This is a genomic window from Streptomyces sp. S07_1.15, from assembly GCF_020739505.1.
Lineage (GTDB): Bacteria > Actinomycetota > Actinomycetes > Streptomycetales > Streptomycetaceae > Streptomyces > Streptomyces xinghaiensis.
This window is the reverse complement of sequence record NZ_JAJBZK010000001.1, coordinates 4,159,817-4,178,246: the sequence shown is the minus strand read 5'-3', so window position 1 is coordinate 4,178,246 and position 18,430 is coordinate 4,159,817. Positions and strand designations below refer to the sequence as shown.

Here is an 18,430-nt window from a genome sequence, read left to right as displayed (position 1 = left end):
CGGCTGCAGGCCCGGCGCACCGGCTCCCGGTCCGGCTCGGGTCCGGCACCGCCGCGGCTCCGCCCGTCAGGAGCCCCCGGGCTCACGACTCGCCGGCCGGCACCGCCCGGACCCAGGTGCCGTCCCCGGTGGCGTACGACTCCACGGCCAGCCCCGCCCCGGCGAGTGCCTCCTCGAACTGCCGCGGGGTCAGCGGGCGGGACAGGAACGTCTGGGTCCAGCGTGCGTCGGGGAAGTCGTACTCGCAGACGATCGCGTCCACGCCGGGGCCGGCCGGCTCGGCCGAGACGACGCGGACGACGCCCCCGCCGGCGATCCGCCGCTCCCGGGGCACCCGCGTGTGCGCGTCCGCCGGCTCCCGCTGGATCAGCACGGCCCCGTCCTCCGCGACATGGCGCCGGCAGGTGCGCAGCAGCCCCTGCCGCACCGCCGGATCCCCCGCGTGGACCAGGAACGAGGCCAGCATCACCACGCCGAACCGGGTCCCGAGGTCCAGTGTTTCGATCGGGGAGCACACCGTGCGCGCCCCCCGCACCCGCTCCAGCATCTCGGGCGACTCGTCCACGGCGGTGACGGTGAACCCCCGGTCCAGCAGGGCGTGCGTCACCCGGCCCGCGCCGCAGCCCAGTTCGAGGATGTGGGCCCCGGCGGGCACCAGCCGCTCGACGACATCCGGCTCGTCCCCCACCGGCAGCCGCTCGTAGAGTTCCACCGCGCAGCCGTCCGGGGTGATCGCCCCGGGGCCCGTCCCGTCGTATCCCGCCCGCCTGCGCCGTCCGGTCTCCGTCATGGCGCCATCCCACCGCAGCCGCCACCGGTTGTCGATGCGCCCGCCGGTCCCGGTGAGCAGGGGGCGGGCTCGCCCGTGGCCGAATTCGCACGGTGGCGCACGGCCGTTCCCTTCCCCCAGAGTGTGGGCAACCGGAAGTTAACGTACCGCTGTTCGCACACCCACCGTCTCACCCCGGGCCACGGACCGGACACACCTCGTGACAAGCTGGCCCGACCATGCGTCAGGTGTACGAACTCCCGGTGCCTGTACGAGCCTTGTGGAGACCTGACGCCTCTACTGACGCCGGAGTCACGAGCAAGGCAAACTGACCTGTGCGCGGGACAACTCTGACAGCAGGGGGAAGCGATGGACGGTGACAGCGGAACGGGCACCCTGCGCTTCACGGTGCTCGGTCCCGTACGGGCGTGGCGCGGGGAGGAGCAGTTGTCCACCGGCTCCCCGCAGCAACGCGCACTGCTCGCCGCCCTGTTGCTGCGCCGCGGCCGTACCGCCACCGCCTCCGAGCTGGTCGACGCCCTGTGGGGCGAGGAGCCGCCGGACGCGGCGCTCGCCGCGCTCCGCACCTACGCCTCCCGGTTGCGCAAGTCGTTCGGGCAGGAGGCCGGAACCACCCTCGTGACCGAGTCCGGCGGCTACGCGATCCGGGTCGGCTCCGGCGGGCTCGACGTGACCCTCGCCGAGGAGTACGCCCAGAAGGCCGACAAGGCCCGGCACAACGGCGACCGCCGCTCGGCCCGCGACCTGCTGGCCGCCGCCCTCGACCTGTGGGACGGCGAGCCGCTGGCCGGGCTCCCCGGCCCGTACGCCGAGAGCCAGCGGAACCGGCTCGCCGAGTGGCGGCTCCAGCTCCTGGAGTACCGGATCGACCTCGATCTGGAGGCCGGGCACCACACCGAGGTGATCTCCGAGCTGACCGCCCTCACCGCCGACCACCCGCTGCGCGAACGCCTGCGCGCCCAGCTCATGCTGGCGCTCTACCGCAGCGGCCGGCAGGCGGAGGCCCTCGCCGTCTATGCCGACACCCGGCGGCTGCTCGCCGAGGAGCTGGGCGTCGACCCGTCCGGGGAGCTCCGGGATCTCCACCAGGGCATCCTGGAGGCCGACGACGGGCTGGCCGCCCCCGCCGACGGCGACGGCCTGCCGGGCGAGGCGGCGCCCTCCGTGGTCCGCCCCGCCCAACTGCCCGCGTCCGTACCGGACTTCACCGGCCGAACCACCTTCGTCGGCGAGCTGAGCGAGCAACTGGCCACCGCCGAGGGCCGGATCATGGCGGTGTCGGCGGTCGCGGGTATCGGCGGCGTCGGCAAGACGACCCTCGCCGTCCACGTCGCCCACGCCGCCCGCGAGCGGTTCCCCGACGGCCAGCTCTACATCGACCTGCAGGGCGCCGGCCCGCGCCCGGCCGAGCCCGACGCCGTCCTCGGCTCCTTCCTGCGCGCCCTGGGCTGCACGGACTCCGCCATCCCGGACTCCCTCGACGAGCGCTCCGCGCTGTACCGCTCGGTGCTGGACGGCCGCCGGGTGCTCGTCCTGCTGGACAACGCCCGCGACGCCGCCCAGGTCCGGCCGCTCCTGCCGGGCACGGAGGGCTGCGCCGCGCTGATCACCAGCCGGATGCGGATGGTGGACCTGGCGGGGGCGCACCTGGTGGACCTGGATGTGATGAGCCCGGAGGAGGCCCTCCAGCTCTTCACGAAGATCGTCGGCGTGGAACGGGTCGCGGCCGAGCGGAAGGCCGCCCTCGACGTGGTCGCCGCCTGCGGCTTCCTGCCCCTCGCCATCCGCATCGCCGCCTCCCGCCTCGCCTCCCGCCGCACCTGGACGGTCTCCGTGCTCGCCGAGAAGCTGGGCGACGAGCGGCGCCGGCTGGACGAGCTCCAGGCCGGCGACCTGGCCGTCAAGGCCACCTTCGAACTCGGCTACAGCCAGCTCGAACCCCAGCAGGCCCGCGCCTTCCGCCTGCTCGGCCTGGCCGACGGCCCCGACATCTCCCTGGCGGCGTCCGCCGCGATGCTCGGCCTCGACCCGTACGAGACGGAAGAGCTGCTGGAGTCCCTCGTCGACACCTCGCTGCTCGAATCCGCCGCCCCGGGCCGCTACCGCTTCCACGACCTCGTCCGCCTCTACGCGCGTGCGTGCGCCGAACGCGACGAACACCCGCCGACGGAACGCGAGGCGGCAGTGTCGCGGCTGCTGGACTTCTACCTGGCGACGGCGGCCCAGGTGTACGCGCTGGAGCGGCCCGGGGACCGGCTGCCGGACCATGTGGCGCCCACCTCCGGCCGCGGCCTGGCCTTCGCCGACCGCGAGTCCGCCCTGGAATGGCTGTTCTCGGAGGCCCGCTGCCTGCTGGCCTGCGCCCACCAGTCCACGGGTGAGGCCCTGCTGCGGCGGGCGGCGGATCTGCTGATGGTCGCCAAGGACCTGGGCGAGTCGGGAGCCGACTCCCGGGCCTACGAGCAGGCGACCCTCGCACTGCAGGAAGCGGCGCAGGAGACCGGCGACCGGCAGGCCGAGGGCCGGGCGAGGGTGTCGCTGGCCAACGTGTACAACCTCGCGGGGCGCTTCGCCGATGCCGAGGAGCAGGCACGGCTGGCCATGGATGCCGGAGACTCCGTGGGCGATCCCGTGTCCTCGGCGTTCGCCCGGAACGACCGCGGGCTCGCCGCGGCCTATCAGTCCCGGTACGAGGACGCCGAGACCTATCTCCAGCAGTCGCTGGACCTGTTCCTCGCCGACGGCAACCAGCAGTCCGCGGCCAGCGCGCTCAGCAATCTCTCCCGCACGCATCTGCTGACCGACCGGGTGGGCAGCGCCGTGGCGCTGGCCGAGCAGGCCGTCGCCACCTATCGCGAGCTGGGGGTGGCCATGCGCCTGGCCAACGGCAAGTACGCCCTGGGCCTCGCGCTGGCCCGGGCCGGACGGGCCGAGCAGGCACACCAGGAGCTGACCGAAGCGCTCGCCATCTTCCGTGCCAGCCGGCAGCGGCTCTGGGAGGGCATGACGCACTTCCGGCTGGCGGAACTGCAGTTGGCAGCCGGCAGGCCGGCGCAGGCGGCAAGCCTGGCCGAACAGGCCCTCTCCGTCCTGCGCGGCATCGGCGGTGAATGGCGGCGGGCCAACGCCCTCACCATGCTCGGGCGCGCCCTGAACGACATCGGGCAGCTCGACCGGGCACGGGTCTGCTGGCAGGAGGCCCTGGCGGTCTACGACCAGCTCGGTTCCCCCGAGGCGGCCGAGGTGCGCGCCCTGCTCCAGCCGCTCAGCACGGCGGCATGAGCACGGGTCAGCGCGGTGCAGCGGACGTTTATCGATCGTTCATCGGCTCCAGCGATGCTTGATGCATGCCGGATCGCCGCAACGGGGGGCAGGCGGTCCGGTCAGGTAGCCCCACCCCGCCAGGGGTGAGCGGCCCTGAGGACCCGTCCGGCAACCGTCGGGGGAGTTGCCGGGCGGGTCACTTCGGCCCCTGGCTACGGACGAACGGAGTGATCGCCATGACCGTGGAGAAGACGCCGAAGAAGAAGCCGGGCGACTCCAAGCCGCTGGACGACCACATGACCGGCGGCGAGCTGAAGCCGCTGGACAACCACATGACCGGTGGGGGCGAACTCACCACCCAGGACAACCACATGACCGGGGACGAGGCCGACTAGACCATACGAAGGAGATATCCGGGGGAACGGCCGCGGCGGCGCGGAGGGGGAGCCGCCGCGGCCGCCGCGTCTCATGGATTTCTTTCGGAAGGGTCTCTTTCTTTGGTCATCCTTCGCAAGATTTCGGCCAAGACCACAGCATTTCCGTCAGGGCCTCCATAGATTCGGGCAAGAACGCGTTGCCACCCTGGAATGAGGAGAAGAAATGAAGCACATGAAGAGGCTGTTGGCGGCCTGTGCCGCAGTGGCAGCCCTGGCCCTTGTCCCCGCGGCACCCGCAGTGGCCGACAGTCTCACCACGGGTGGCACCGAGACCCCCCTGGACAGCCATCTCACCGTTTTCCCCACTCCCTGACCGCTGATTCCCGGGAACCCGCGAGGGCCGAGCCACGACGGCTCGGCCCTCTCCGGCGTTCAGCGGCAGCCCGGCTCAGACGCTGCTGCGGCTCGCCCGGCGGACCTCGCACTTGGTGACCTCGGAGCCGTCGCCCGTGCCGGTGTACGGGGTGGTGGCCTCGGTCGTGCCCGTCCGGCCGGAGGTGACCGGGAAGTCGTCGACCCGGGCGGTGCCCGCCGTGACGCCGCTCGTCTCCTTGAAGACGACCGTGATGTCGTACTCGTAGTCCAGCGAGCCGGCGGTGTTGTCGACTCGCAGCGTGGCGGTCATGTTCTTGCCGGAGGCGTCGAAGCCGCAGGTGTCGATGGTGATGTCCCGCAGGGCGGAGTTGCGGCTGCCGCTGCCGCCGCTGGTGACGCCGCTGCCGCCCGAGGACGAGGAGCCGCTGTCCCCGTAGGAGCCGCCGCTGCTGCTGTGCGAGCCGCTGCCGCTGTTGTCGTCGCAGCCGCCACCGCTCCTGGAGCCGCGCGCTCCGGTCAGGGTGACGAGCACGAGCGCGCAGACGGCGACGGTCCGGACATGACGAAGCTTCACGCTTCTAACCCCCGTTTGATGGACATGCCCGTGGTGGGCATGGAGTGGCGAACATGGCCGAAAGACGGCCGAGTTGATGAGTGCACGCCACGCTAGCAAGGTACTCCCGGGTCGGGAGAACGATCCTGTCCGCAGGCCGTCACAGCCTTGTCACAGGGGCGAAGAGGGCTCAACCGGGCGCTGGAGCAGGAGCGTTGACGCACCGGGCCCACGGCAGGGAACGGGCCCGGGCGGGCGGCCGGATCCCGTCGGTCCACCGCGGATCGCCGCGGATCACCGCGGGCCACCGCAGGCCACCGCGGGCCACCGCGGCGCCGCTCAACGCTGCGGCGGCCTCGCCAGCCCCGTCCCCTTGAGCGCGTCGAGCGCGTACACGCAGCGGTCCTTGCTGCAGGCGTAGACGACGCCGTTCGCCGCCACCGGAGCCCCGGTGATCTCCCCGCCGGTCGCCAGCTTCCAGCGCAGCGCGCCGCCACCCGCGTCCAGCGTGTACAGGCAGTGGTCCGCCGAGCCGAAGTGCACCCGGCCGTCGGCCACCACCGGCGCCCCGATGACCTCGCCCTGGGCCGCGAACCGCCACTTGGGGGCGCCGGTGACCGCGTCGAGCGTGTAGAGGGCGTTGCCGCTGCCCACATGGAGCGCGCCGCCCGCGGCCAGCACCGGGGCGGTGGACTGCCGGGCCTCGGTGGCGATCCGCCACCGGTCGCGCCCGTCCGCCGCGTCGAGGGCGTAGACCGTGCCGAGGTAGTCCGCGACGTACACCCCGCCGCCGGTGATCGCCGGGCCCGGCGCGAAGGCGGGCGGGGCGAGGAAGGCCGCGGGGGCCTCGAAGCGCCACCGCACCTCGCCCCGCGCGATGTCGACCGCCAGCACGCGCGTACCGGCGCAGATGTAGACGACGCCGTCGGGCGCGGGCAGCAGCCGCACCGGCACCCCGCCGCAGGAGGCCGCGTCACCGACCGGGTAGGACCACCGTTCGACGCCGGTACGGGCCTCCAGGGCGCGCAGCCGCGCGTCGGACCACACGTAGACCACACCGCCGTGGATGACCGGCCCGGCCTCCGGGGTCTCGAAGTCGCTCTGCGCGCCGGTCAGTTCCCACAGCCGCTCGCCGCTCGCGGCCTCCCACGCCTGGACGCCGCCGCCGCGCGTGGCGGTGACGACGGTGCCGTGGTCCGTCTTGAGCGTGTACGCCCAGCCGTCGGTGGGGGCGCGCCACAGCTCGGTGCCGTTCTTGGCGTCGAGGGCGTAGAGGGTCGGCCCGTCGGAGGCGTGGATGCGGCCGTCGGCCACGTCCATCGACCAGGCGACCTCGCGGGTCTTGAACTGGCGGCGCCCGGTGGCCACATCGAGGGCGTGCACCTCGAAGGAGGTGACGTACAGCAGGTCGTCCACGACGACCGGCGTGCCCCAGACGTCGTTCGACATCCGGAACCGCCAGGGGCGCCAGTGCCCGTCGGCCGCGGCCTGCTCCGGGCCGCCCGGCCCCTGCTGCGGCGGTACGCCGGCGGCCGCGGATGGCGGCGGGCCCGGCGGTACGGGGGGCGCGGCGGCGGGCAGCGCGGGAATCCCGTTCGGCGGCCGCACCCAGCCGGTGGCGGGTCCGGCGTCGGCCCGCGCCTGCGGATCGCGGGCGTCGGCGCGGGGGCCCGGCCCGATCGGCACCGGCGAACCGGCGAGCCGTACGGCGCCGTCACCGCCGCCACCGCCGTACGCGGCGGCGTGCCGCCCGGAGCCGCCCGGGTGCGCGCCACCGGGCGGGGCGTGGGAGGGCGGGGGAGGCACGCCGTCCGGCCGCGCACCACGCGGGTCGCCGGACGCCCGGCCGACGGCGGCGGGGCCGCCCGGGCCGACGGGGATGTCACCGAGCCGTGCGGCGGGCGCGGCCTGGGCCCCCGGTCCGCCGCGCGGGTCGTCCGCGGCACCGTCCCGCCGGCCGCCGCCGGGCTGCTGCCCGGGGAGCCGCGAGGGCCGGTCCTGCGCGGGTCCCGCGCCGCGGCCGGCGCCCCGGCCGTGGGCAGCGCTGCCGGCGCTCCCGGCGGCCGGGGTCCGTCCGCCGCGCCGCTGCTCGATCAGGGAGACGGCCTGCCCGGGCAGCCAGGCCGAGGCCGTGCCGCTGTCGTCGCTGCCGGAGGCGAAGAGGTGCGGGGCGAGCTGCGACTGGAGGTCGGCCGGGCTGGGCCGCCGGTCGATCTCGGTCTGCATACAGGACTCGATGAGCGGCCGCAGGTCGTCCGGCAGCCCCTCCAGGTCGGGCTCCTCGCGGAGCAGCATGAAGACGGTCTCGACGGGGTTGGCCCCGTGGTACGGCGCGTGGCCGGTGGCGGCGAAGACGAGCATGGAGCCCAGGGAGAAGATGTCGCTCGCGCCGGTGACGCTGCGGGAGTCCCGGGCCTGCTCCGGCGACATGTAGGCGGGGGTGCCGACGGCCACGTTGGTCATCGTCAGCCGGGTGTTGGAGGCCCCGGAGGCGATACCGAAGTCGATGACCCGCGGGCCGTCCTCGACGACCAGCACATTCGACGGCTTCAGATCGCGGTGCACCAGCCCGGCCCCGTGGATGGACTGCAGGGCCTCCGCGACCCCGGCGGCCAGCCAGCGCACGGCCTGCGTCGGCAGCGGGCCGCACTCCCCCACGATCTCCTCCAGGGAGGGCGCCGGCACATAGGCGGTGGCGAGCCAGGGCACGGCCGCGTGCGGGTCGGCGTCCACGACCGCCGCCGTGTAGAAGCCGCTGACCGCGCGCGCCGCCTCCACCTCACGGGTGAAACGCACCCGGAACAGCTGGTCCTCGGCGAGCTCCGTGCGCACCGTCTTGATCGCGACGCGCCGGCCGGACGCCGAACGGGCGAGATAGACCAGCCCCATGCCGCCGGCGCCGAGCCGCCCGAGAACCTCGAACGGGCCGATCCGTCTCGGATCGTGCTGCGTCAGCTGCTCCGCCACTTGCCTGCCACCTCCCCGTCAGGGCTCGAAGTCGTCCGGCCCCGTGCAGCGTCTCACCGGGAACGGACCCGGGGTACGCACCCTGATTCTTCCTGCCGGACGCGGAGGTTGCGAACCCGGGGCCGAATCGGGGTGTCACACCGCGAATCACTGCGTTCCGCCGCGCCGTTGCCGGTACGGCGCAGCCGTGACGGTGGCCGGTGAGAGGCCGTCGGGCCGCCCGGAACGACACTGTACGCACAGGTCAGCGGGTGACCGGCGGAACGCCCGGGGTTACCGGTGGAACGCCCGGGCTCCCGGTACGGCTTCTCGACGGCTTCCGCCCCAACTGCCGTACGGGGTCCCGTACCGGGCTCCAGCCGGACGCCGCCGTGGTGTCCGTCACGCGGCCCCCGTCATGACCTCTCCTACGCTTCCGGGCCCGCTTCCGGCTCAGTGAGGGCGATGACGGCGAAACTCGCGCCCTGGTCGTCGACGACCGTGGCGATCCGGCCGTACGGGGTGTCCATCGGCCCGAACACGCACCGGCCGCCGAGACGGGAGACGGTCCGCACCGCCTCGTCGCAGTCCCCGACGGCGAAGTACACCAGGAAGTAGGGCGGCATCTCGGCGGGGAAACGGCTGTCCATGACGCACCGTCCGCCGACCGCCGTCTCCTCGTTCGCCGGCTTTCCGGCCGGTGACCAGATGGCGAACTCGAGGTCGTCCCCGGTGTCGATGTCCTCGATGCCGTAGCCGAACACCCGCTCGTAGAAAGGGTCCACGGCCTCCTTGTCCCGGGTGTACATCTCCATCCAGGCGTAGGAGCCGGGCCGGCCCTGGTGGGCGAACCCGGCGTGCTCGCCGGCCTGCCAGAAGCCGAAGACAGCGCCGCCCGGGTCGGCCGCCTGCCCCATCACCCCGTAGTCGCCGACGGCCATCGGCCCGGTGATCACCTGTCCGCCGGCCTCGCGCACCTTGCCGGCGAGGGCGGCCGCGTCGGCGGTGGCGAGATAGATCCCCCAGGCGGTGGGCATCCGGCCGTCCGTCTTGGGGACGAGGGCGGCGACGGCCCCGCCGTCGAGACGGGCCTCGGTGTAACGGCCGAACCGCTCCTCCGAGGCGCCGAAGGTCCAGCCGAAGAGCTCCCCGTAGAAGCGCTTCCCGGCCTCCAGATCGGGCAGCATCGCGTCCGCCCAGCAGGGCACGCCCTCCGCGAATGGCGCCATGGTGCCGATACCTCCCGTATCCGGTGATCCGCTGCGATACCGCCCGGACCAGGCTATCCGCGGCCCGTCCGTCACGCCCGGCGAGACGGGCGGGCCGGGTGGGCCGGGCGGTGCGCGGAAGGGCCCGGATCACTGTCCACAGGCTGTGGACAACGCATCCCTCCCGCGCCTCCCCCGCGCCTCTCACCGGTACGGAGCAACCGCCGCCGACCGGTGAAACCCCCGGACAGAGCGGGTGCGGGCCGCTCCGGGGCCGCCCCCCGTTTGCCTGCGGCCAGATCGCGTTCCGATCACCCGTCGGTAAGCTGACGACATGACAGGACAAGTTCGCACCGTCGACGGGCGGGTGGCCGGACGCCGTGGACAGGCGACGCGCCAGAAGCTCCTCGACTGTCTCAGCGAGATGCTCAAGTCGTCTCCGTACCGGGACGTCAAGGTCATCGACGTCGCCCGGAAGGCGGGCACCTCGCCCGCGACCTTCTACCAGTACTTCCCCGATGTCGAGGGCGCCGTGCTGGAGCTCGCCGAGGAAGTGGCCCAGGAGGGCACCGGCAGCCTGACCGAGCTGGTGGCAGGCCGGTCGTGGGCCGGGAAATCCGGCCGCCAGTCGGCGGAACAGCTCGTCGACGGCTTCCTCACCTTCTGGCGAAGAAACGACGCCATCCTCCGCGTCATCGATCTGGGAGCGGCCGAGGGCGACAAGCGGTTCAACAAGATCCGCATGAAGATCCTCAACTCGGTCACCGGCTCCCTGACGGAGACCGTCAAGGACCTCCAGGCCAAGGGGCGGATCGACCAGGAGATCAGCGCGGCCGCCATGGCCGGTTCCGTGGTCATGATGCTGGCCGCGGTCGCCTCGCACCAGAAGGGCTTCTCCGCCTGGGGCGTCAAGCAGAACGAACTGAAGCCGAATCTGACGGTCCTGGTGCACCTGGGCATCACGGGCAAGAAGCCCGCGAAGTAGCGCCCCGTACGGCGCACCGCACCGGAGCCGGCCACGCCGGCGTATCTCCCCGGGCGGCACGTCTCGCGCCGCTGGGCCTTCCCTCGGATCCCGCACCGGGCTCTTCCCCCTCGGCCCCCGCCACGGGGCTCCTCTCTCCCCCTCCCTCTCCGCAGCGCACCACCGGACTCATCCGGCGGTCATCCGGCCCTGCCTGCCGCCTCTCCCTCTCGCGCCGGCCCCGGGCCGCACCGCCACGACCGGCCTCCGGTGCGCTTCTGGTGCCGTCCCCGTGACCGATCCGCAACCGGATGGTGAAAACGGAACCGGGCCCTGTTGACCGACACACGTCAATGCACCGCTACGCTCACGGTCATGCCGGAAAACACCACTTCCCCCGTGTACGTCATAGGCGGCGGCCCCGGCGGGCTCGCCACGGCCGCGGCGCTGGCCGACCGCGGCATACGGGCCGTGGTGCTGGAGAAGGCGGACGCGGTCGCCGCCTCCTGGCGCGGGCACTACGACAGCCTGCGCCTGCACACCACCCGGCGGCTCTCCGCCCTGCCCGGCCTGGCCGTCCCCCGCGCGTACGGACGCTGGCTCGCCCGGAACGACGTGATCCGCTATCTCGAGGAGTACGCGCGCCACCACCGGCTGGACGTCGTCACCGGCGTGGAGGTGTCCCGGATCGAGCGGACGGACTCCGGCTGGCTGCTGCACGCCACCGGCGGCCGCCGGCTGGCCGCCCGGGACGTCGTGATCGCCACGGGCTTCAACCACACCCCGTACCTCCCGGACTGGGAGGGCCGCGACGGCTACACCGGCGAACTGCTGCACGCCCGCGCGTACCGCAATGCCGAGCCGTACGCGGACCGGGACGTGCTGGTCGTCGGCAGCGGCAACACCGGCGCCGACATAGCCGTCGACCTGGCCGGGGGCGGCGCCTCCCGGGTCCGGCTCGCCGTCCGCACCCCGCCGCACATCGTGCGCCGCACCACGGCCGGCTGGCCCGCGCAGCGCACGGGCATCCTCTGCCGCCGCCTGCCGGTCGGGGCGGTGGACCGGGCGGCCCGCGGCCTCGCCCGGCTGTCGCTGCCCGACCTGGCCGAGTACGGGCTGCCGCGCCCGGAGACCGGGCTGTACTCGCGCGCCGTGGAGGGGGCGATCCCGGTGCAGGACACCGGGCTGATCGACGCGGTGCGCTCGCGGGCCGTGGAGCCGGTGGCCGCCGTGGCTTCGTTCGACCACGACAAGGTGGTCCTGGCCGACGGGTCGCGTATCTCCCCGGACGTGGTGATCGCGGCCACCGGTTACCGCCGCGGCCTGGAAACGCTGGTCGGCCATCTCGACGTCCTGGACGGCCGCGGCCGTCCGGTGGTCCACGGACCGCGCGCGGCGGCCGGGGCGCCCGGGCTCTACTTCACCGGCTACACCAACCCGATCAGCGGCATGCTCCGCGAGCTGTCCCTCGACGCCCGCCGGATCGCCCGGCGGATAGCGCGGACCGCGGACCGGGGCTGACGGACCACGGGCCCGGGACCGAGGCCGAGGGACCGGGGACCGGCGGGCCGGATCGGGCGCGGGCGCATCACGGCCCGGGCCGGCCGTCGCGGGGGCACCGCGGCCGTGGCCCGCGCCTCAGCTCCGTCGCCCCTCGGCCGTTTCCGCCGCCGAGCACTCCCGCACCTCCGTGGTGTTGCGGGTGCGCACGCCCGGCAGCCAGCCGTCGACGGGGACGACGGCGCCGCCGCCGGACACCAGATACCAGCGCCGTGACGTGATCCCGGCCTCGTCCCGGATCAACTGGCCGTCGGCCACCACGCAGACCGCGGACACCCGGTCGCCGTGCCACACCCGGCCCGCGCGGTTGTCCGGGGAGCCGTAGCGCCGGTAGGGGTCCTTGGCGAGGCCCAGGGCACACTCCAGCGTGCGCAGCGGACGGCAGGCCTCCTCGGCGTTGTGGACGGTGAGGGTCACCGCGGGCGGCCCCGCGGGGTGCCCGCCCCGGCCGTCGCCGCCGCTGCCGTCCGTGCCGCCCGGCGGGCCCGCCAGCCACCAGGCGCCGAGGAGGACCAGGCTCACGACCATCGCGGCGGTCACGCCCGTCAGGAGACGCGGCACCCGGCGCGGCGCGGCGGACGGCAGGCGGCGCGAGGCGCCGCGCGACCGGCCGCCCGGCAGTCGGCCCGGCAGCCGGCGCGGGAGCCCGCGGGCCCGCCGGGGGACGATGGGTTCGGCGCGCGGCGCGGGTACGGCGGGCGGTCCCGAGCGGACCCGCTCCCAGAGGCCAGGTGGTGTTCCGAGGGCCTCGTCCACGGCCCGCAGCCGCTCGCGCAGCAGCAGGACGGTCTCCTCGTCCGGTTCGCGGCTCCTCACGGCGCCCCCTCCCTCTCCGATCCGGCCCGTTGGGGCGCGCGGACGAGCGTGCGCAGCTTGCCCAGCGCCCGTTCCCGGTGGCGGGCGGCGGTGCCCCGGTGGACGCGCAGGATCTCGGCGGCCTGGTCGATGGTGTAGCCGTCGAGATCGACCAGGACCACCACGGCCGCCTGACGTGGTGTCAGCCCGCGGAGCAGCCGCACCGTTTCGAGCCGCGCCTGGCGGTCGCCGACCCCGCCGTCCCACTCCTCCGCGCCGGTGGCCTCGGCCTCCCGGTCCACGTCCCCCACCGGCACCTGCCGCCGGTCCCGCCGGTAGGTGTCGCGGGCGACGCTGACCAGGGCGCTGAACGCGTAGGCGTACGGCTCGGGGTGGGCCAGGAACCGCTGCGGGCGGGCCGCCAGTTTGAGGTAGGCCTCGTGCACGATGTCCTCCGCCGACTGCCGGCCGCCCGCGATGAGGACGGCTCTCCGGTAGAGCCTGGGCAGCAGGGCGCAGAAGACGTCGTCGATCGGAGATCCCGCCGACGCGCCGGGCGTGTGGCTCACTGGCACCTACCTCCCCGGGTTGCCGGACCAGGCGGGTAACTACCCGGGCACGCACGGTGGTTATCGCCACGGACGAGTGGTCCGCAGCCGCGGAGATTGACGCCCCGGCGGGCCCGCCTCCCCCGCCGGGCCCCCCGGGGCGGGGCCCGGACCGGAAGGGTGGGGGGAGCCCGGGACGGCCCGGGGTCGCGGAGGAGGCGGGGAAGCGGGGAAGCGGGGAAGCGGGGCCCGGCGAAGGGAGACGAGCGACACAAGGGAGAGCGCGGGGAGGGTGAGCCGGGAAGCGGTGGGGCGGGAGCACCGGCGGCGGGCGCCCCGGCGCGGGTCCCCGCGGACCGGCCGGCCGACGGTGCGCTGACGCGCACCCCGGGCCGGTACGGCGGGGACCACCACCCGGCTCCGGCACCCGGACCTCGTACCGTCGCGCCGGACGACGACCCGTACTCGTCGAGGCCACACCCGTCTCCGGGCTCCTCGGCGTCCCCTCACAACGAATCGTTGAATCCTAGAGTGATCAACCAGTGTCGGGACGTCAACACCCGGGCGCAACTATGTCCGGTTATGCCAGCTTTGACATGGCGCATTGGGGTTTCTGGGCGGCCACCGGAACGGAGACCGGCACCTCCACCGGCTCGGCGGACTCCTCCCCGCACATCGGCTCCCCCCGGTCCACTTCGCACCAGATGGCCTTCCCGGCCCCCTCCGCCCGCCATCCCCAGCGGTCGGCCAGCCCGTCCACCAGCTCCAGTCCGCGCCCGCTGGTCTCGTCGCCGTCGGCATGACGCCGGGAGGGCGGGCGGGGGCTGCGGTCGGCGACCTCCACCCGCACCGTCTCCGGAGCGCCCCCGTGACGGCGGGCGACCCCCGCGCCGACGCCGCCCGCACCGCCCGAGCCGGGCGGACCGGGCGGACCGGGCGGACCGGGCGGACCGCCCGCGTCCTCCGAGCCGTTGACGTCCCCCGAGGCGCCCGCACCCTCGGGCGCAGGCAGCAGTATGCGCAGCACGGCCGGACGGCCGGTGTGCACCACCGCGTTGGTCACGAGCTCGGAGACCAGCAGCAGCAGCGTCTCCGCCAGCGACTCGTCGCCCTCCACCCCCGACCCGGCGAGACGCGAACGCGCCCATCTCCGGGCCCGCCCCACCTCCGCGGGATCGGGCCGAACCTCCAGCTGAACCTGAAGCACCTGCACCGCTCACACCATCCGAACCGGCGGACCCATCGCCGCGCGTCTCCCAATGATCACGGAAAGTGACCCCGACGGAGAACAGCATGGTTGACGTACAGTCACCCGAACAAGCGCTTCGGGCATATTCCGGCGCAAAGGAGTACGCGTACTGCATACTGTGCGACCCGCGGTGCCGCCAGTCGAACACCGGGCGCCCCAAGGTCTCCACCGCGTTCCAGCGGGGCGCGCACCCCATCGCCGGGGGCGCGGGGGCGGACGGGAACCGGCGCCGGCGCCGTACGACGCGCCGGCCCCCGGGAAGGCTTCCCGGGGGCCGCTCGGTTCACTGGGCGTGACCGGCCGCGATCGGCGTCCGCCGCCGCGGGTACGGTCCGTGAGGGTCCGCCGCCGTCACTCCGGCTCGGGGGTGGTGTAGTACGCGGCGAAGGCCGCCACCGCGTCCTTCTCCGTGATCCGGCCGTCGCCGTCCTTGTCCAGCGCCGCCGCGACCGTACCGCGCAGGTCCTCGGGCACGCCCAGGGCGAGCAGCACCCGCTTGGCCTGATCGACCGTCACCGTACCGGTGTTGCCGGACTCCCGGCCCGTACCGCCGCCGCCCGTACCGCGCGTACCGCCCTTTCCGCCGGAGCAGACGCCGGCCGCGACCGCCATCACCGCGCGGAGGAAGGGCCGGGCGATCTCGGCGAAGCTCTGCGGGTTGTCGCGCAGCCGCTTCACCGCGCCGTGCGTGAACTCCTCACGGGATATGCGCTGGTCGCCGTCCCGGTCGGCCATGCCGGCCATGCCCTGCCAGAACCCCTCGGCGCCGTGGTACAGCGCCTGCCCGCAGTCCGACCTGGCCGCCGTTCCGAACTCCCTCAGCACGGCCGCCGCGGCGGTGTGGAAGTCCTCGCGGGAGATATGGCCGTTGCCGTCCTGGTCGAAGGAGGCGAAACGAGAAGCGATCTTGCGCTCGTACTCAGAGCTGTCCACGGTGACCTCGGTTGCGTCGTGACGGGGCTGACCTCAGATGATGGTACGTACGTTCGGTGTTCAGGCGAAGTTCACGGAAGGGAGCGGACAGCGCGCACCGATGGCCGCCCGGCGCGCGGTGTGCGCCACCGGGAGAACGGGGGGAGGCGCCGCAGAACCCGCGGCGGAACCGCACGCCCGGGGAGAGCACGGCGCATGCGCGGCGCACGGAAGGACGGCAGGCGGGCGGGCGGAAGGACGGCGGTGCGGACGGCGCCGGGCAGGCCCGCGCGACCGCTGGACCGGCCGGGTCCGGGCCAAGAACAGGGCGGGCGGGACTCAGGCCGACAGGGGCGGGGCCGTCTCGTCCAGTGCGGAGGTCACATCCGGGTAGACCTCGAAGAGCCGCCGGACGCCCAGCGCGGCGAGCACCCGGTTGACGTGGGAGCCGTCCTCCGCGCCGCGGGCCGGGAGGATCAGCCGCAGCCGCCCCTGGCAGGAGCGCATCAGCCGCCGCGCGGCGATCAGGACGCCCACACCGCTGGAGTCGCAGAACCGGACCCCGGAGAGGTCGAGCACCAGGCTGTGGCGGCCGTCGGCCACCGCGTCGTGCACGTGCTGACGTACCGCGGGCGAGGTCACCAGGTCCATTTCCCCACTGACGCGGAGAATGGCCCAGGTGCCCTGCTCGTCTTCCATCACCTTCAAGGTCACGCGCGCGAAGTCCCTTCGTCTCCCGGATCCGGAAGCAGTTCTTCCCGTTTCCGCCGTCCGGCCACTCTCCCCCGAAACACCTTTCGTCATGCGGCTCTTCCGTCGACTCTAGGCACAGCCTTGCCCCCCGTGGACCGTGACAGCGGGCAAAGTGACGAGATCTATACCCTTCGCCGTGCCCGGAAGAGGCCCGCTGCCGCAAAAGAGCGTGCGCCGCGGGACCCGCCCACTACATTCGTCGTGCGGAGTGCGGAATGATCCCGACCACAGCGGGCGGCCGAACGACGACACGGCACGAATGGGGGCCGTATGGCGAACGACGCACCACCCCGGTGGGACCGGAAGATGCAGCAGCGCCTGGCACGCGGCGAGGCCGCCGCACTCGGTGAACTGTACGACCGGTTCGCCTCTCTTGTTCACAGCCTGGCGTACCGGGTGCTCGGTGACGAGGAGGCCGCGGACCGGGTCACCCGCGACGTCTTCGCCCACATCTGGGAACATCCCGACGCCTACGACCCCGGACAGGGCCCGATGCGCTCCTGGATCGCCTCCCTCGCCCAGCGGCAGTCCGTGCACCGGCTGCGGGCCGCCGAGGCCGAACTGATGCGCGCCGGCGGCGCCCGGACCGCGGAGGAGGTCGAGGAGAAGGTGCGCGCCGCCTCCCGCGCCGCCCGCGCCGACTACATCGTCACCTCCATGCCGGCGCCGCTGCGGGACGCGCTGGAGCTGGCGTACTTCAAACGCCGCGACTACCGCCAGGCCGCCGCCGACCTCGGCGTCACCGAGGACGAGGCCCGGCGGCGGCTCCGGCTCGGCCTGCAGCTGCTCTCGTCCGCGAACAACCGCGCCGGTGACGGTGACCGCGCCGGCTCGTCGCCCGGTTACGGGAGAAACCCGTGAACGGCCCCTCCGGCCCCGGTCCCGGCCCCGGGCCCTCCCTGCCCTCCGGACCGCCCGGCGCCGCCACCGGCCACGCGCTCGGCGACGGCACCTCCCTCGCCGCGGGGCCGCCGCCCACCGACCACAGGGTGCTCAAGTCCCTGCTGGGCGCCTGGGCCCTCGCCGCCTGCTCCGCCCAGGAGACCGCGGCCGTCGAGGCCCATCTCACCGACTGCGCGCCCTGCGCCGACGAGGCCCTGCGGCTGCGCGACGCGGTCGCCCTGCTGCACCCCGAGGACAACCTCGACCTCGACCCGCAACTGCGCTCCCGGGTGCTGGCCGGCTGCCTCGGGCGCCGCCCGGCCCGTATCCCCGTACCGGAGTGGGCGGCACCGTACGACGCCGAGACCGCACGGCTCGACACCCTGCTGCACGACATGGGCGAGTCCGAGTGGCGGGCGCCGGTGCCGCTCAAGTGGTTCGACGGGCAGCGGGAACGGAGCCGGGTCGCCACCGTCGCCGGGGCGCTCGGGCAGCTGACGGCGGTGGACGGCCTGATCGCCGCCGTCCTGGGGCTGGACGACCCGCTGGAGGACGCGCTGGCACACGACGCGCGGCCGACGGACGGCCACGCCTCCCCGGCGGACCGGGTGGAGGTCTACTGGAAACACGGGCCCGTCCCCTCGCCGGGCGCGGTCCGGGACGCCTGGCGAGGCCAGACGCACGCCCTGGTCCGCGCCGTCTCCCTGCGCGACACCCACGGAGTGACCGTGCCCTACGGCGGGTTGACCCTGCCGCTGAGCGACTCATTCCTCGAACGCGCCTTCGCCTGCTGGGTACGCGCCGGTGACATCGCGGAAGCCGTCGACTACCCGTACCGGCCACCGCTGTCACCGCATCTGCACCGCATGATCGACCTGACCGCGCGGCTGCTGCCGGGCGTCCTCGCGCGGCGCCGCCGGGACGGTCTCGCCGGACCGCCGCGCAGCCTGGTCACGGCGGGCTCGCCCGGCCGGACCCTGCACCTGGAGGTGGAGGGCAGCGGCGGCGGGCACTGGTACATCGCCCTGGACTCACCGGCCGCGGCGCCCTCGGCGGAGAAGGCCGTGGCCCATGTCGCCCTGGACGGGACCGAGTTCTGCCGGCTCGCCGCGGGGCACGTGCCGCCGGAGGAGGCGGCGGCCGGCCAGGAGGGGGACCGGGAGGCGATCCACGACGTCCTGGCGGCCGCGGCCTCACTGTCCTGGCTGTGAGTGTCCTGGCTGTGACTGTCGTGGCCGTGAGTGCCCCGGCTGT

Annotated in this window: 15 protein-coding genes; 6 read left to right on the top strand and 9 right to left on the bottom strand. The window is 74.2% G+C overall.

Going from position 1 to position 18,430, the window contains the following annotated elements; all coding sequences use genetic code 11:
• Positions 1-82 precede the first annotated feature (82 nt).
• Positions 83-790, bottom strand: coding sequence for a bifunctional 2-polyprenyl-6-hydroxyphenol methylase/3-demethylubiquinol 3-O-methyltransferase UbiG (locus LIX60_RS18065; protein ID WP_227959365.1), 708 nt, complete (start codon positions 788-790; stop codon positions 83-85).
• A gap of 348 nt (positions 791-1,138) precedes the next feature.
• Between LIX60_RS18065 and LIX60_RS18060 the strand changes: the two genes are divergently transcribed.
• Positions 1,139-4,072, top strand: coding sequence for a BTAD domain-containing putative transcriptional regulator (locus tag LIX60_RS18060; RefSeq protein ID WP_227959364.1), 2,934 nt, complete (start codon positions 1,139-1,141; stop codon positions 4,070-4,072).
• Positions 4,073-4,290: 218 nt separating this feature from the next.
• Entirely contained in the window at positions 4,291-4,449 is a 159-nt protein-coding gene (locus tag LIX60_RS18055; RefSeq protein WP_227959363.1) for a hypothetical protein, read from the top strand.
• A 430-nt stretch (positions 4,450-4,879) separates the two neighbouring features.
• Here the strand turns inward: LIX60_RS18055 and LIX60_RS18050 are convergent, their stop codons facing one another.
• From LIX60_RS18050 to LIX60_RS18040, 3 genes are all read right to left on the bottom strand, one after another.
• Entirely contained in the window at positions 4,880-5,380 is a 501-nt protein-coding gene (locus tag LIX60_RS18050; protein ID WP_227959362.1) for a hypothetical protein, read from the bottom strand.
• A gap of 318 nt (positions 5,381-5,698) precedes the next feature.
• The gene (locus LIX60_RS18045; RefSeq protein WP_227959361.1) at positions 5,699-8,326 is read right to left on the bottom strand and encodes a PQQ-binding-like beta-propeller repeat protein; all 2,628 of its coding nucleotides are present in this window, start codon (positions 8,324-8,326) and stop codon (positions 5,699-5,701) included.
• Between the two features lie 407 nt (positions 8,327-8,733).
• Positions 8,734-9,534 carry a VOC family protein gene (locus LIX60_RS18040; protein WP_227959360.1) on the bottom strand — a complete coding sequence of 267 codons (801 nt, stop codon included), beginning with the start codon at positions 9,532-9,534 and terminating at the stop codon, positions 8,734-8,736.
• 313 nt (positions 9,535-9,847) lie between these two features.
• Here LIX60_RS18040 and LIX60_RS18035 point away from each other — a divergent pair, with 313 nt between their 5' ends.
• Together LIX60_RS18035 and LIX60_RS18030 are read left to right on the top strand one after the other, a co-directional pair.
• On the top strand, positions 9,848-10,498 hold the full coding sequence (locus tag LIX60_RS18035) for a TetR family transcriptional regulator (protein ID WP_227959359.1): 651 nt from the start codon (positions 9,848-9,850) through the stop codon (positions 10,496-10,498).
• Positions 10,499-10,852: 354 nt separating this feature from the next.
• Positions 10,853-11,998, top strand: a complete 1,146-nt coding sequence (locus tag LIX60_RS18030; protein WP_227959358.1) for an NAD(P)/FAD-dependent oxidoreductase — start codon at positions 10,853-10,855, stop codon at positions 11,996-11,998.
• Between the two features lie 117 nt (positions 11,999-12,115).
• On the opposite strand, the gene LIX60_RS18025 is transcribed toward LIX60_RS18030, so the two are convergent.
• From LIX60_RS18025 to LIX60_RS18005, 5 genes are all read right to left on the bottom strand, one after another.
• Entirely contained in the window at positions 12,116-12,853 is a 738-nt protein-coding gene (locus tag LIX60_RS18025; RefSeq protein WP_227959357.1) for a hypothetical protein, read from the bottom strand.
• Positions 12,850-13,401: an RNA polymerase sigma factor gene (locus tag LIX60_RS18020; protein WP_227959356.1), complete on the bottom strand. Its 552-nt coding sequence runs from the start codon at positions 13,399-13,401 to the stop codon at positions 12,850-12,852. The genes LIX60_RS18025 and LIX60_RS18020 overlap by 4 nt, the downstream gene beginning before the upstream one ends.
• 559 nt (positions 13,402-13,960) lie before the next feature.
• The gene (locus tag LIX60_RS18015) at positions 13,961-14,593 is read right to left on the bottom strand and encodes an ATP-binding protein (protein ID WP_227959355.1); all 633 of its coding nucleotides are present in this window, start codon (positions 14,591-14,593) and stop codon (positions 13,961-13,963) included.
• A 387-nt stretch (positions 14,594-14,980) separates the two neighbouring features.
• The gene (locus LIX60_RS18010; protein ID WP_227959354.1) at positions 14,981-15,562 is read right to left on the bottom strand and encodes an EF-hand domain-containing protein; all 582 of its coding nucleotides are present in this window, start codon (positions 15,560-15,562) and stop codon (positions 14,981-14,983) included.
• Between the two features lie 318 nt (positions 15,563-15,880).
• Positions 15,881-16,255, bottom strand: coding sequence for an STAS domain-containing protein (locus tag LIX60_RS18005; protein ID WP_227959353.1), 375 nt, complete (start codon positions 16,253-16,255; stop codon positions 15,881-15,883).
• Positions 16,256-16,564: 309 nt separating this feature from the next.
• Here LIX60_RS18005 and LIX60_RS18000 point away from each other — a divergent pair, with 309 nt between their 5' ends.
• Together LIX60_RS18000 and LIX60_RS17995 are read left to right on the top strand one after the other, a co-directional pair.
• Entirely contained in the window at positions 16,565-17,155 is a 591-nt protein-coding gene (locus LIX60_RS18000) for a sigma-70 family RNA polymerase sigma factor (RefSeq protein WP_227959352.1), read from the top strand.
• Positions 17,152-18,387, top strand: coding sequence for a zf-HC2 domain-containing protein (locus LIX60_RS17995; RefSeq protein WP_227959351.1), 1,236 nt, complete (start codon positions 17,152-17,154; stop codon positions 18,385-18,387). Before LIX60_RS18000 ends, LIX60_RS17995 begins: the two co-directional genes overlap by 4 nt.
• Positions 18,388-18,430 lie beyond the last annotated feature (43 nt).